The organism is Ornithinimicrobium faecis, from assembly GCF_023923225.1.
GTDB classification, from domain to species: Bacteria; Actinomycetota; Actinomycetes; order Actinomycetales; family Dermatophilaceae; genus Ornithinicoccus; species Ornithinicoccus faecis.
In genome coordinates this window covers 3572669-3587164 of record NZ_CP099489.1, presented here as the reverse complement: position 1 = coordinate 3587164, position 14496 = coordinate 3572669, and the positions used below count along the sequence as shown (strand labels likewise).

Genomic DNA, 14496 nt, shown 5'->3' with positions numbered 1-14496 from the left:
GGCACGATGCCGACCACGTTGGTCTGACACAGCGAGCGCCGCCGAGCCGGTGGCTCGAGGGCGCTCGCCGTGTGGGGGTGGGGTCGATCAGTTGACGCGCACCACGGTGGTGTCGACGACGGCTCCGTCGCGCAGGAACTCGACGGTGCCGTAGTAGGGGCTCTCCCCGTCCGTCTTGAGTTCACCAGTGAAGACGTGGGTCTCGCCCTTGACGACGTCGTCGGCCGGGTCCATCACCAGCGTGCCGGTGTCCCCGGGCGTCGGGAAGAAGACCCGCAGCGTGAACGGGATGCGCTCGGCCTCGGTGCCCTTGGCCACCACGTGGATCCAGTGCTCGGGGGCGGAGCTGTAGATCGCACCCTGATAGACCTCGTTGCGGGCGCTGGAGACCGCGCGGGCCACGGGGTAGGAGGACCACGAGCTGGTCACATACAGGTCCAGGTCGGCGTCGGGGACGTCGGTCTCGACCTCGATGCGCACGGTGGGATAGCCGCGCGGATAGGTGAACGGCTGGGTGAACAGCTCCGGGTCGGTGCCGTCGAAGAACAGCTGGTGGTGCGCGCTGCCCTCGAACTGCTCGCCGGCGAACAGGCCGGTGACGCGGGTGTCGATGGCGCCGTTGACACCCATCTTGACGGGGATCTCCAGCTCGGTGTCGGTCAGGCCAGCGGTGACCTGGGACGGTGCGTCGAGGGTGCCGGGACGCACCACGACGGGGATGGTGACCTCACGCTTGCCGGGGCCGGTCCAGGTGATCGACCCGGTGGCCCACTGGTTGGCGGGCGCGTCGACGTCGGTGATGGCGATCGAGACGTCCTGGCTGCCGCCCTTGCCCGGCCGGATCTTGGCCGGGGTCACGGTGACGTCCAGGCCCTCAAGGCCCCGCACGCTGGAGTGCCAGACACCGGCGGTGCCCGAGACGTTGGTCAGGGTGCGGGTCAACGTCTGTGCGCCATAGAGGTCACCCACGGCGATCGAGGGGATGTTGAGCTCACTGGCGTCGATCGGGTTATCGGAGACCGGCTCGCCAGAGTCGGCATAGACGATGCCCTGACCGGCCAGGAAGTCCCACCAGTCATCGCTCTGCGAGTCGAGCACCAGGCCCGGGTCGAGGAACCGGGTCGGGTCGACGAAGCCGGCGCCACCGGCGAACGGGTCGTTGTCACCGACATGCTCGCGTGCGGTCGTCATCATCGCGGACTTGACCATCATCGGAGACCAGTCCGGGTGCGCCTGCATCACCAGGGCCGCCAGACCCGCGATGTGCGGGGAGGACATCGAGGTGCCCGAGGAATACATGAACGACTCGCCGCCCTGCGTGGGGGAGTAGGCCGCCAGGACGTCCACGCCCGGGGCCGACAGGTCCGGCTTGAGCACGTCGCCGCCACCAGCCAGGGACGGGCCACGGGAGGAGAAGCCCGCGACCTGGGGCACCTGCGTGGTGGAGCCCTCGTTGCCGAGCGCGATTTGGGCGGTTGCGCCGTCTGTGCGGGCATAGGCCAGCACCTCGTCGCGGTCGGTGTCGGGCAGGTGCACGGTCGGGACCGCGTGGATGTCGGCGTTCAGGCCGTCGGCGCCGACGTTGACGAGCACCATGCCGACGCCACCGGCGTCGGCGACGACGACGGACTTCTCGGCCCGGGCGTTCTCACCGCGGTCGCACAGCACCACGGTGTCAGCCACGAGCTCGGCGTCCAGGGTGCCCGGCAGGCACAGGGCCGCGTCGGCGCTGCTGGCGTCTGCTGCGGCGAGGTCGCCGGCATAGGCGAACGGGGCCGGGGCGTCCATGCCGCTGGTGACCGAGGCGCCGATGAAGCGGCGGTCGTCACCGAGGACGACCGTGTTCTCGTGGACGGCGTGGGTGGAGGCGGCCACCGTGGTGATCCACGGTGAGGCGTGCGCGGTGGTCGAGGCGCCCGGACCGGAGTTGCCGGCGGAGGCCGCGACGAAGACACCGGCGCTGGCCGCGTTGAGGAAGGCCACCTCGACCGGGTCGATGAAGCTGGTCAGCGACCCGGAGATCGAATAGTTGATGACGTCGACACCGTCGAGCACGGCGGCGTTGATCGCGGCCACGGTGTCGGAGGTGGCGCAACCGCTGCTGGTCGCGCCGTCCCAGCAGGCCTTGTAGGCCGCGACGTGGGCACCCGGTGCCATGCCGGAGATCGTGCCGCGCTCCTCACCAGCGATGGTGGCGACGACCCCCGAGTTGCCGGCGGCGGTGCTGGCGGTGTGGGTGCCGTGACCGCCGGAGTCCAGCGGGCTGAGGCTCTCGAAGTCGGCCAGGCGCCCGGCGCCGAAGCCGTTGACGAAATAGCGCGCGCCGACCAGTTTGTCGCTGCAGCTGTCGGCGGGGAACGCCGCCGGGTCCTCGGTCTCGCACGCGCCGGCCCAGTCGGCGGGCGGGGCGGGGTGGCCGACGTCGGCGAAGGAGGGGCTCTCCGGGCGGATGCCGCTGTCGACGATGCCGACCACGATGCCCTCACCGGCGGTGCTGGGGTCGGCCTTCTTGCCAGCAACCTGCTGCCAGACACCCTTCTTGCCGGTCAGGCCCAGGAAGTCCGGGGACTCGGCTGTGTCCAGGGTGCGGATCTCGTCGGGGACGACGGCCAGCACCAGCGGGTCGCTGGCCAGCGTCGCGGCCTCGTCGGCGGTCAGCGTGCCAGCGAAACCGTTGACCGCACCGGTGAAGCGCGTGTGCGGCTCCTGGGCCCCGGCCTCGTCCAGGACCTCGTCCTGCTCGGACTCGAGCTTCTTGGCCCACCCGCGCGCGGCAGCGGTGTGCGGGTTGACCTTCTGGCCCTCGTCGGGGCGCGTGGCGGGGTGGCCAGCGTCGTGACCGTCATAGGTCGCCACCGGCTGCTCGCGCATGACGACGACATAGTTGCCGTCCTCAAACTCCTGCACCGCCGGAGCATCGCTGGCAGCGAGCCCACTGCCCGTGGGAGCGATGGCCATCGAGGCGGCGGTCGCTTGGGCGGTGGTCGTTGCGGCGGTGACCAGGTCGGGTTCCTGGTCGGGTGATCCGAGGGCCGTGGTGGCCCCCGACCCGACCAGGGCCACCAGGGTGGCCAGCGTGAGCAGTCGGCGTCGGCGCCGAGGCATGGATGTCATCAAGCAAGTCCTTCTCAGGGGAGGGGCCGCCGCGTCACAGGGCGGGATCTTTCCAACCAATCACCGGGGCAGGGCGACGGCAAGGATCTGCGGTGGCATAGTCTCGCCACGGCAGCGATCGGCCACCCCGGGCGGCTCGATCCTTGCGTCGCCGGCGTGCTGGACCAGCGTGCTGCCAGCGAGACTGCAGGACAGGAGTATGCCGAATGGGCCAGTCGCCCGAACCCCTCGCCACCCTGGGACTCACCAGGGCAGAGGCGAGCGCCTATCGCGACCTGGTGCGCACCGGGCCCCACCCCGAGGAGCAGGTGGACGCTGGCGTCGTCGATCGGCTGGTGGCGGCTGGTCTGATCCTGCGGCGGGACGGGCTGGTTGATGCGGTGCCGCCGGGGGAGGCACTGCACCACGGGGCCGCCCTGCGCCAGCGCGAGGTCGACCGGTTGCGGACGACGGCCGAGTCGCTGGCTGCCGACTATCGCCGGCGCCCCGGTGGCGGGCGGGAAGCCGTCGAGGTTGTCGAAGGACCGCGCCAGGTGATGGCCGCCGCGACCCAGATGGCCGAGCGCGCCGACACCGTGATGCGCGGGTTGGACCGGGGCCCCTATTTCCACGCCGATCCGCTGCCCGGTCAGGCCCAGCAGCGGGCTCAGACCCGCGGCGTGCAGTGGCGCGTGGTCTATGAGGGCGCCTCGTTGCGGGAGGCCGGCCCCGATGGGTGGGCCATGGTCGGGCGCACCGAGGGTGAGGTGGCGCGCGTGTCCGCGCGGCTGCCGATGAAACTGCTGCTCTGTGATGACGTGCAGGGGCTGATCGGGCTGTCCACCGGACCCGGCCGCGGTGAGGCCCTCCTGGTGCGGGGCTCGCTGCTGCTGGATGCGTTGATCGAGCTGTTCGAGCGTGAGTGGGAGGCGGCCATCCCGGTGCCCCACCGCGGGAGCGAGCTGCGTGACGCCGACGGCATCACCGAGCAGGACCGTGAACTCGTCGCGATGCTCAGCGCCGGTCTCACCGACGGTCAGATCTCGAAGAACCTGGGCATCTCACCGCGCACGCTGCACCGCCGCATCGCGGACCTGCAGCGGGTGCTGCGCGTCGAGAGTCGCTTCCAGTTGGGCGTGCAGGCCAGCCGGCAGGGACTGGTCTGAGGCTGGTCGGGGACTGCGCATCAGGTGCCAGGGGCGGGTCCTAGTCGTCGGTGGGCAGCGGGAAGACATCAAGATAGATCCGGACCTGCCGCGTCCCCTCGGCATCGGGTGCGCCCTCCCCGCCCTCGGACACTCCTTTCCCCGCCGAGTGCCTGGCCTTGGCCGCTTCGGTGTGCTCGTGGATGGTCTCCATCAGGACCCGGTTGAGGTCAGCTGACTCCTGGGCCGTCATCTTGGCGGTGGTCCGAGAGGTCAGCGAGCTGTTCTGCCATGACGCGGTCTCCGACTCTGAGCGCTGGAACCAGTCCCTGAGCGCCTCCGCACGTTGACTCACCTGGTTCTGGAGCATCGCGGTCACCGCGGGGCGGGTCGAGGAGTCCTGGGCCAGGTCGTCGCGGTCCATCCGGAAGCCGACAGCCTTCCACCAGCGCTCCCGGCCGGAGCCGCGCGCGGCGTCCTCCTCGACGAAGCCGTGCCGCTCGAGTTGGCGCAGGTGATAACTGGTCTGTCCGGTGCTCTCCCCGGTGTGCTTGGCCAGCATCGTCGCCGTGGCCGACTCGTGATCGTTCAGATAGTCGTACATCGCCATCCGCAGCGGGTGCGCGAACGCCTTCATCGCGCTCGCGTCGATGCGCCGCGCCAGGTAGGCCGGCTCGTCCGGTGCAGCAGCGTCGTCGGAAAGGGGGTTGCGCTCAACCATGTGCAGAGGTACCTTTGCAGAGAAAGTTATGCAGATGAAGTTCTGCACTTACTCTACCGGGAGCGACCGATGACCACGAGCACGACACAGCCGACCACCGCGGAACCGGCGCCGGAGCGCCTGGGCCGGCCATTCGGCATACATCTGGGTGGGGTTGGCCTGGCCAACCTGGCCGACGGCATCGTGCTCGGCGGCGTGCCGCTGATCGCGGTCACGCTGACCCGCTCGCCGAGCGAGATCTCGCTGCTGCAGGTGGCCTTCTGGCTGCCCTGGCTGCTGCTCGGCCTGGTTGCCGGGGTGGTGGTGGACCGGCTGGACCGCCGGCACGTGCAACTGATCGGGACCGTGGTGCGCCTCGGGGTGCTGGGCGGGCTGACGGCCCTCGCCATCACCGACCGGCTCACCATGCCGCTGCTCATCGGGGCGGTCGGGCTGTATGGCATCACCCAGGTGTTCATCGACCTGGCCGGGTCCTCGATCATCCCGCAGCTGGCGCCGCGGTCCCGGCTGTCGGCCGCCAACGGGCGGGTCATGGGCATGGAGCAGGTGATGAACACCTTTGTCGGCGCCCCGGTCGGCGGGTTCGTCCTGGTGCTCGGCAGCGGCTGGGTCTTTGGGATCCCGGTGGCCCTCGGGGTGCTCTTCCTGCTGCTGATCGGGCTGGGGCTGCGCGGGGACTATCGCGCGGAGAAGGCGCCGGACGAGAGCGCGGCCGGCAAACTGCACGAGGTCCTCGAGGGAATCCGCTTCCAGTTCACCCACCCGGTGCTGCGCCCGCTGGTCATCGCCAGCTCGGTGGCCAACTTTGCCAACACCGGCTATTTCGCCGTCTTCATCCTCTGGGTGGTCGGCCCAGGCTCGCGGGTCGGTCTGGAGTCGCACGAGTTCCCGCTGCTGCTGGCCGTGCTGGCCGTTGGTGCCGTCACCGGGGCGATGCTGGCGGAGCGGTTGCTGAAGCTGGTGCCCGAGGTGACGCTGCTGATGACCTGCTGGGCATCCAACGCGCTGCTGTTGCTCGTGCCCGTCCTGGTGCCGGAGGCGTGGGCCATCGCCGCCGCGTTCTTCGTCGTCGGGCTGACCAACATGACCGGCAATGTGGTGAACCGCTCCATGCGTCAGCGCCTGGTCCCGGCCGCCAAGCTGGGGCGGGTCGGGGGAGCCTCCGGGATGATCGGCTATGGCCTGATGCCGCTGGGGGCACTGCTCGGCGGCCTGGTCGGGGAGTTCTTCGGCCTGCCGGCGGTCTTCATCGGCACCGTCGTGCTGTGCCTGCTGGCCGTGACCTATGCCGCGACCCAGGTGAGCACCCGGTTGGTGGCCCGCCATGAGATCGCCTGACCCCTCCGTCCCGCTCGCAAACCACTGAGAGAAGGAATCGCTATGTGCTATCTGATGGACATCGACGTGGCACTGGACGCCCACGTCCAGCGCACCCGCACCAACGAGGCGAGGAACCGCATCGCGCGGCGAAGCGCCGGCCACGCCCGCTCCGGCGCGCGCCGCGGCTGGCAGGGACTCCTCCTGACCTCGCGCTGACAGACGCGGCCGCCGGCACCTTCGCGATGGAGGTGCCGGCACTGCGTTGTCGCGACGTCGAGGCGGACGACGAGAGAGTCCTGCGCCCTGGGCGCGCTGCCGTCCGGCAGGATGGCCAGATGGACACGGACAACGGGGAACCTCCCGAGTGGATGCCGGCGCTGTTGCTGGTCGCCCGGGACCGGTCGGCCGACGGGTGGATGTTCACCCGCCACGAGGACGTGCGTCAGGCGCTCGCCGAGCGCCAGCTCGTGGCCGCCGTCGCGGTGGACGAGCCGAGCGCCGTCCCGGACGTGATCCTCGCGCGGATCGCGGTCCGCGCCGACGGGAAGATCGCCACCCTGTCCGACCCGGCCGGCCCGCCGGTGCCCGGACCGCGGCTCGAGGAGATCGTCTCCGGGCTGGCCCACGAGCTGAAGGCAGTGATCGGCGTGGACGGGCAGGTGGTCATCGGGACAGCGGGAGTGCCGGTGGAGTCACCGCCGCCCGGCATGACCGAGCTGACCACAGACCGCCGCACGGTCTATGCCTGGCCGGGCACCGACCGTTATGTCGCCACCGCAGCGGCCATGGGGGTCAAGGAGGAACTGACCTGGCACGAAGCGGAGGCGTGGACGGTGCTGGCCTCGCGGCACGCCTCGGAGCGGATCCTCACCGGGCTCGCCGCGGCGATGGAGCGCTTCCCGCGGGTGACGCTGGGTCGCAAGGGGCCCGAGCGCTCCTTTGAGTATGTGCTCGGCAAGGGCGACGACGACCTGCGACTGTTCGCCTGGTGGGGGCCGTGGCTGGCGCCGCTGCACGAGGACCTGGACGGCGCGCACGAGAGCACCCGCGAGATGCTCGAGATGCTCGCGCACCCGCGGGCGGGCCAGGACGAGATGGACCACCACGCCGACCTGACCGAGGAGCAGCGTGTGGCCGTCAGCGCGGCGATGGGCGACCGCGATGGCGACGCGTTCCTGGCCCGGGTGTGCGCGGCCTTTGACGTGCCACAGGTCGCTGCCCGGTTGGCCGAGCAGACGGCAGAGGACGTCGCGGAGCAGAAAGACCCCGACCTGGTGGGGGAGCCGGTGAAACCGGAACCGGGTCGGCTGGGACTGGCCCGAGCCGCCATGAAGGAGATGAAGACCTCCGAGACCGAGACGCCGTTTCAGAAGAAGACGGTCAAGATCGCCACGATCGTCGAGGTCGTCCTCGGCCTGGCGGCCCTGGCCGTGGCCGTCTTTGACCTGCTGCCCTGGCCGTGGTGGGTGTGGGCGATCATCGGCGTGCTGCTCATCGGCGACGGGTTGTCCACCCCGGTGCTCGAGTGGTGGCGTGGCCGCCGCGGCGGATCAGCTGCAGAGCAGGGCGCTCCTGTCGAGAAGGGTGGTCCATCCGTCGAGAAGGGCGGGCCGTCCGCCGAGGCGGATCGTGATGACTGACCTCACCTGGCTGTCCACACGCGAGCTCGCCGCCGTCATCGCTGGCGGCGAGGTCAGCTCCACGGAGGCGGTGCGCGCGCACTTTGAGCGCATCGAGGCGGTCAACCCCACGATCAACGCGATCGTCACGACCGCCCCGGAGCGGGCGCTGGCGCAGGCGCGTGCCGCCGACGAGCACCTGGTGGCCGCCCGCGCGAGCGGGGAGTCGCTGCCCGCCCTGCACGGCGTGCCGATGACGCACAAGGACACCCACGACACGGCCGGCATGCGCACCACCCACGGCTCGCCGGTCTATGCCGACCGGGTCCCCGACTCCGACGACCTGGTCGTGGCCCGCCTGCGGACCGCCGGTGTCATCACGACCGGCAAGTCCAACGTGCCCGAGTTCGCCGCCGGGGCGCACACCTTCAACCCGGTCTTCGGCACGACCGTCAACCCGTATGACCCCGCGAAGTCGGTCGCCGGCTCCTCGGGCGGTGTCGCGGCCGCGCTCGCCAGTGGGATCCAGGCCTCGGGTGACGGCTCCGACATGGGCGGCTCACTGCGCACGCCCGCGTCCTTCAACAATGTCGTCGGGATGCGCCCCTCCAACGGGCGGATCCCGCACACGGTCCCGGGGCAGGGCTGGGCGTGGTTGTCGCAGAAGGGCTTCATGGGTCGCACGGTCGGTGATGTCGCGCTGCTGATGAGCGTCGGTGCCGGACCGCACCCGGCCGGGCCGTGCTCGATCCAGGAGCCGGGCAGCGTCTTCGACCTGCCCGAGTTTGCTCTCGGCGCCACCTATGAGCCGAGCCTGCGCGGGATCCGCGTGGGCCTGAGCCCAGACCTTGGCGGGCTGCTTGAGGTGGAGGCCGAGGTGCGCGACGTCGTCGCGGCGAGCGGCAGCGTCTTCGAGCAACTCGGGGCGCACGTTGACGACCTGATCCCCGACCTGCGCGAGGCCGACGCGGTCTTCAGCGCCCAGCGGGCCCACGACTTCGTCGCAGCCTGGGGCCCGGTCGTGGCGCAGGAGAGTGCGCGAACCGACGGCGGCCGCATCAAGGAGGCGGTCGTCTGGAACACCCGCCTGGGCCTGGAGCTCACGGCTGCCGACCTCGTCGCCAAGGAGGCGGCCCGGGGCCGGTTGTGGGCTGCCACGCAGGACTACTTCACCACCCACGACGTGCTGGTGCTGACCACGGCACCGGTGCTGCCCTTCGACGCCGAGCAGGAATATCCATCGACCATCAACGGGCGGGCGATGGACAACTATCTGGAGTGGATGCGCGCGGTCACCGTGATCTCCGCGACTGGCTGCCCCGCGATCGCGGTGCCGGCCGGCTTCTCACGATCGGGACTGCCGATCGGTCTGCAGATCGTCGCGGCGCCCGGCAAGGACGTCGAGCTGCTGCAGGTCGCGCACGCCTTCGAATCCGCCACGGGACATGCCCAGCGTCACCCCGTGCTCTGAGCGCGTAGGCACTCGTTCGCACGAGGTGTCCACGGTTCGCTCCCATGCCGACTAGCGGCCGTTGCCGGCCCGTGCGACTAGGATCAGATCAGGTCTACGAGTTCCTCAATCGCACCCTCACGAGTGCGCTGTTGGCTTGCAAAACGCTCAGCGAGTTCATGACGGTCGCTCTGACGCTGCTCTTCAAAAGAAGTCAGATCGGAAAATCGGATGCGCCGGTCGCGGCCAACTCGGTGGAACGGAATCTCGCCAGAGTCGAGAAGTTTATAGAGATGGCTGCGACTCATGCCAAGACTCGATGCCGCACGACTCGGAGTTATCGTGCTGTCGGAATCGACAGCAACGATCTCGTTGCCCTCGCGCAGGCAACGGCTCAGGCTCACGAGTAGCTCGTGCATCTCTGGCCCCACGTGCTCAGCAACCTGATCAAGTTGATCAATCTGTGCTGCGGGAACGTCCCCATTGGTGATGGTCTCCACGACCAGCCTCTCTTCCTCGTCACGACTGCCGCACATGCTACAGGCGTCATAGATGTCGCAGATGCCATAGGGCGCCTCATCCCTCTCTCACGCAACTCCCTGGATGGGCGGCGCGCGACATCACCGGAGCCGAACGCACGCTCTTGCCGCGGACGGTTAAGTTGGCCGGGGGCGTTGATGCAGTGCTCGGCACGCAGGGCTGTGCAAACTTCACTGCATCTCGACAGTCGAGCTCGTCGGTCAGTTGCCGCAGTCAGGAGATCTCGTGGTCCAGCGCGTCGAGGTCGACGGCGTCGATCAGCCGGACCAGGTCGGGCTCGTCGGCAAGATCGAGGCCGCGGACCTCGCGAGCCCGACCCCAGGTGTTGAGCAGGGTGTCCTGGGAGACCTGCTCGATGACGTCCCAGGCGGTCACCTCCGGCCACCGGATGCCGTGCAACGTCGCCCTCGTGAGGCGCGTCGCGAGCACCGGGGCAGCACGGGGCTCGCCATAGACGTCGTCCTCCTCGTCGCGGAGCACAACCAGCGAGACGTGCTCCAGCGACGGTGCGACGGCGAACGCCTCGCGGGCTGAGACGAGGGCGTGCCCGGCGACCAGCTGGCGATAGAGCGCCCACCGGTCGGTCTTGGACATCCTGCGGATGGACAGGTTGCCGGCCTGGGTCGTGGTGGGGTGGTGGCTCGGCACGGCGTCCAGGCCCGGCACCAGCACCACCAGGTGTGCCTCGTCACCCTCCACCCCGACCGGCGCGACCGGCGCATCGTTGTCCTCGAACGACTCCGCCAGGGCGGCCAGCACGGTGTCCGGATCGCCCTGCAGCAACTGGTGGGTATGCCGAGTGGCCGCCTCGATCTTGGCCCACCGTTGCGGCAGCTCCGCCCGTGCGCGCCGGGAGGCGTCCCGTCGGCGGGACCACTGCCACCATCGCGCAGCACCCCGGTGCTGGCGTTGCAGCTCGGCCAGCACCTCGTCGCGGCTCGGTGTGTCAGGCACTGGGGCGACCGGGGCGCGTGCGGGCGGGAACTGCTGTCGGTGCAGGCCATCGATCCGGAGGATGGCGGCTGCCAGTTCGGCTGCCCGCTCGGCCTTGCTGGCGCGCCGACGACCGGCGGCCGCGGAGGGAGAGCGGCTCGAGCCTTGCCGCCGCCCCCCGCTCAGTGGGTGGTAGTAGGTGAACGGTCCGGTCCCGGTCGAGACCCCGGTGCCGCCACCGCCGACGTGCAGCCGAGCACCACGTGGGCCGATGTGACTGCGCAGCCCGCGAGAGGACGCGGACACGCGCAGCCCGGGTGCGATGCGCACGGAGAAGAAGCCCGCCATGCCTCAACTTCTATCGCACCGCGCAGACATGGCATCGCACGACGGCGCATGTCGAAGGACTGGCTACGACCCAACCAGCGCGGGCGACGCCACTCATGGCCAGCGCGGGCGACGGCACCGTAGGGTGTCGGTGATGGATGTTGAGCACGTGTGCCGCACGACGGGGCGAGGTGCGACGGCCCTGACTCGCAGGGACGTTGCACGGGCGCTGTTGAGCGAGCCCGCCGACGAGGCGCTGGCAGGTCTGCCGACGTTGCGGCGAAACCTGGTCAGGGCCGGCAACCCACTGTCCGCCGCCTTCTGGGAAGGCACCGAGGCCGTGCTGACCTCGATCCGCGAGCGCGCCGCCACCGTGGGCGACATCAACACCTGGTTGGTGGCCACCGGGACCGAGCCCATCGACCTGCTCGAGCAGATGTTCATCTGGCCGGAGGAGGACCAGGCCGGACCGGTCGCCCGCGAGATGCACGCCCTGCTGGTCGCCCACCTCGAACAGTTCGTGGCGGACGGGACGATTGACCCTGATCGGTTGGTGACCGGTGATGCCACGGCCCTCGCGGCTCACCGGCAGATCCAGTCGGACTGGCTCAACACGGCACTGCCGGACGGACGGATCCCGCGCGATGCCGTCGAGACTGAGGACGACGACGCCTTCCTCGCGGCGTGGGACGACGCCGAGCAGGACGCGCTCGAGATCCTGACCACCTTGCTCGACAGTGTCGGGGAGCGGCCCTGCCCCGACACCGAACTCGCCCGTGCCGCAGTCCGGCTCCGCGAGGAGTTGCGCCAGGACCCCCGGGACACTGCCCAGCTCCGCGCCGCGGCAGGCGTGGACCCGGCGGCGCTGCCAGACGACGATCAGGACCTGTGGCTCACCCTCGCCTCGGGAGTGGTCGCCCAGCGGGATGAACCACCGCAGGTTGAGTTTGGCCTGGAGACCCTCAGCGCCTGGTCGGCCATGCAGCATCCCGACTGGATCGCGGCGGCCGTCACGCTGGCCCGCGAGGGACCCGGCACCTCCGTCGACGTCGATCGCCTGGCCGCCCTGATCGTCGACTTCGACTTCGAGGAGTCGGGCGAAGACATGGACGACGAAGCCTGGTCGGGCGACGACGACCTCCTGGGGGTGCAGGAGGCAGCGCAGGTCATCAGCCTCGGGCTCTTTCCGGTGCTGCACCTGTGGCGCCAGCTGGGCGCGGTGGACCAGCACGACCGGTTGACACACCTCGGCTGGTGGGGCATCCCCGCCTCGCTGCAGCGCGCCTGGCATCGCTGAACCGCGACGGGCAGCCGCCCCGACGATCCGCACCTTGCCGCCCGTGTCCAAGAGGCCTACATTCGCCCCATGGCACAGACCGCCCTGCAGGAGGCCCGCGACGCGGTGGACCAGGCCACGACCCGCGCTCAGGTGGTCGTGCGGCCGGTGACCGAGACCGACGAGCTCGTCGCGATGGAGGCCCTGCTCGCGGCGGTCTGGGAGCACCCGCCGGGCTCGGTGGAGCTGGACATCACCCTCCTGGCGGCGCTGGCTCGATCGGGCAACTATGTGGCCGGGGCCTTCCGCGCGGACGAGCTGGTGGGCGCGACCGCTGGCTTCCGGTGTGAGCCCTTCCCGGTGACCCTCCACTCCCACGTCACGGGCGTGGACCGGCAGCGCGCGGCCACAGGCACCGGCACAGCGCTGAAGGCCTATCAACGACTCTGGTGCCTGGAGCGCGGCATCACCGGCGTGCGCTGGACCTTCGATGCCCTGCAGTCCCGCAACGCCCGGCTCAACATGGGCCACCTCGGGGCGGACTGGGTGAGCTTCCACGTCGACTATTACGGCGAGCTGCGCGACGGACTCAACCGCGGCACCGGCTCCGACCGGCTGCTGCTGCAGTGGGACCTGACCCGGACTGCCGCAGACCGGGCGGACAAGACGCAACAGCCTGAGCCCGCCCAGACCCTGCTCGCCCGAGGGCCCGCCGGCGAGCCGGTCCTCGGAACTCGACCCACGACATACAGCCGCCTGGAGATCCCGACCGACATCGACGGCTTGCGCGCCAGCGACCCCGAGCTGGCTCAGCGGTGGCGCGACACCCTGCGCGAGGTGCTGCCGGGTCTGATCGCCGACGGCTGGCGGGTGGTCGACTTCGACGAGGACGGCGCCTATGTGATCGCCCCACCCCACGAGCAGGAGCCACGATGAGAGTCACCGGCGCCACGATCCACCCGATCCACCTGCCGCTGTGCGACCCGTTCGTCGTGGCCTATGCGCGATGGGAGTCGATGCCCTCGATCGTCCTCGAGCTGCACACGGACACCGGGCTCACCGGCTGGGGAGAGTCGGTGCCTGATGAGACGGTGACGGGGGAGTCGCACAGCGCGGCCGTGGCGATGCTGCGCGATGTGCTGCTGCCGACCGTCCTGGGGCGCGAGGTCGCGGACATCGACGGTGCGCACGCCGCGATGGCGACCGCGGTCGGGGCCAACCCGTCGGTCAAGGCCGCGATCGACCTCGCCCTGCACGACCTGCTGGGACAAGCAGCCCGTATGCCGTTGCACCAGTTGCTCGGCGGCTCCAGTGAGCGGCCGCTCACCTATCCGAGGGTGATCAGCGTCGGTGCCCCGGAGGCGATGGCCGCCGGCGCGGAGGCGGCGCTGGGCGAGGGCTTCACCGAGATCAAGATCAAGGTGGGGGCCGGTGAGCCGCGGGAAGACATCGCGCGGGTGCGCGCGGTGTGTGAGGCCGTGGGGGACCGTGCCCGGGTGCGCGTGGACGTGAACCAGCACTGGGGGACCCCCGCCGTCGCGGTGCCGGCGATCCGCCAACTCGAGGGGCTCGGACTGCGCTGGATCGAGCAGCCCGTGCACGGCCTCGACATCACCGGGCTGGCCGAGGTGCGGGCCGTGACCTCGGTGCCGATCATGGCCGACGAGTCGGTGCACGGGATGGCCTCGCTGCTGCAGATCATCCGGGAACGGGCCGCTGACGCGGTCAACCTCAAGCTGATGAAGACCGGTGGCCTGCAGCCCGCGGCGGCGATGGTCGCCGTGGCCCAGGCGGCGGGGCTGTGGGTGCAGATCGGCTCGATGGTGGAGTCCTCCATCGGGTCGGCGGCGGGCTATCACCTGGCCGCCGCCCGCAGTCACGTCACCTCCACCGAGCTCACCGGGCCACTGCTGTTCAGCCGGGACGTCGGAGACCTGGCCTATGAGCCGCCCACGGTGCGCCTCTCGCAGCGCTCCGGGCTCGGGGTGCAGATCGACCGGGACGCGCTGGAGGAGCTGCGCGTCGGGGAGCCGATCACGCTCTAGCGCTGCGGATCACCAGACCCGACGCCC

General features: G+C 70.4%; 12 protein-coding genes. 8 read left to right on the top strand and 4 right to left on the bottom strand.

Annotated elements, in window-relative coordinates; all coding sequences use genetic code 11:
* Positions 1-87: 87 nt before the first annotated feature.
* Positions 88-3114, bottom strand: coding sequence for a S8 family peptidase (locus tag NF556_RS21435; RefSeq protein ID WP_289781758.1), 3027 nt, complete (start codon positions 3112-3114; stop codon positions 88-90).
* A gap of 206 nt (positions 3115-3320) precedes the next feature.
* Between NF556_RS21435 and NF556_RS16650 the strand changes: the two genes are divergently transcribed.
* On the top strand, positions 3321-4259 hold the full coding sequence (locus NF556_RS16650; RefSeq protein WP_252592148.1) for a LuxR C-terminal-related transcriptional regulator: 939 nt from the start codon (positions 3321-3323) through the stop codon (positions 4257-4259).
* Positions 4260-4299: 40 nt separating this feature from the next.
* Here NF556_RS16650 and NF556_RS16645 read toward each other — a convergent pair whose 3' ends face one another.
* Positions 4300-4959: a winged helix-turn-helix domain-containing protein gene (locus NF556_RS16645; RefSeq protein ID WP_252592146.1), complete on the bottom strand. Its 660-nt coding sequence runs from the start codon at positions 4957-4959 to the stop codon at positions 4300-4302.
* A 69-nt stretch (positions 4960-5028) separates the two neighbouring features.
* Here NF556_RS16645 and NF556_RS16640 point away from each other — a divergent pair, with 69 nt between their 5' ends.
* The 4 genes from NF556_RS16640 to NF556_RS16625 all read left to right on the top strand — a co-directional run bounded on the left by NF556_RS16640 (position 5029) and on the right by NF556_RS16625 (position 9369).
* On the top strand, positions 5029-6297 hold the full coding sequence (locus NF556_RS16640) for an MFS transporter (protein WP_252592144.1): 1269 nt from the start codon (positions 5029-5031) through the stop codon (positions 6295-6297).
* 42 nt (positions 6298-6339) lie between these two features.
* On the top strand, positions 6340-6495 hold the full coding sequence (locus tag NF556_RS16635; RefSeq protein WP_252592143.1) for a hypothetical protein: 156 nt from the start codon (positions 6340-6342) through the stop codon (positions 6493-6495).
* Between the two features lie 119 nt (positions 6496-6614).
* Complete coding sequence (locus tag NF556_RS16630; RefSeq protein ID WP_252592141.1) at positions 6615-7919, top strand: YgaP family membrane protein; 1305 nt, start codon at positions 6615-6617, stop codon at positions 7917-7919.
* A complete protein-coding gene (locus tag NF556_RS16625; protein WP_252592140.1) occupies positions 7912-9369 on the top strand; it encodes an amidase in 1458 nt (485 codons plus the stop codon). Before NF556_RS16630 ends, NF556_RS16625 begins: the two co-directional genes overlap by 8 nt.
* Before the next feature lie 83 nt (positions 9370-9452).
* On the opposite strand, the gene NF556_RS16620 is transcribed toward NF556_RS16625, so the two are convergent.
* Both NF556_RS16620 and NF556_RS16615 read right to left on the bottom strand, forming a co-directional pair.
* Entirely contained in the window at positions 9453-9848 is a 396-nt protein-coding gene (locus NF556_RS16620; protein ID WP_252592139.1) for a helix-turn-helix domain-containing protein, read from the bottom strand.
* Between the two features lie 253 nt (positions 9849-10101).
* Positions 10102-11169: a DUF4236 domain-containing protein gene (locus NF556_RS16615; RefSeq protein ID WP_252592138.1), complete on the bottom strand. Its 1068-nt coding sequence runs from the start codon at positions 11167-11169 to the stop codon at positions 10102-10104.
* Positions 11170-11302: 133 nt separating this feature from the next.
* Between NF556_RS16615 and NF556_RS16610 the strand changes: the two genes are divergently transcribed.
* From NF556_RS16610 to NF556_RS16600, 3 genes are all read left to right on the top strand, one after another.
* Complete coding sequence (locus NF556_RS16610) at positions 11303-12445, top strand: hypothetical protein (protein WP_252592137.1); 1143 nt, start codon at positions 11303-11305, stop codon at positions 12443-12445.
* Positions 12446-12514: 69 nt separating this feature from the next.
* Positions 12515-13360, top strand: coding sequence for a hypothetical protein (locus NF556_RS16605; protein WP_252592136.1), 846 nt, complete (start codon positions 12515-12517; stop codon positions 13358-13360).
* Positions 13357-14469: a mandelate racemase/muconate lactonizing enzyme family protein gene (locus NF556_RS16600; protein ID WP_252592135.1), complete on the top strand. Its 1113-nt coding sequence runs from the start codon at positions 13357-13359 to the stop codon at positions 14467-14469. Before NF556_RS16605 ends, NF556_RS16600 begins: the two co-directional genes overlap by 4 nt.
* The last annotated feature ends 27 nt before the right edge of the window (positions 14470-14496 follow it).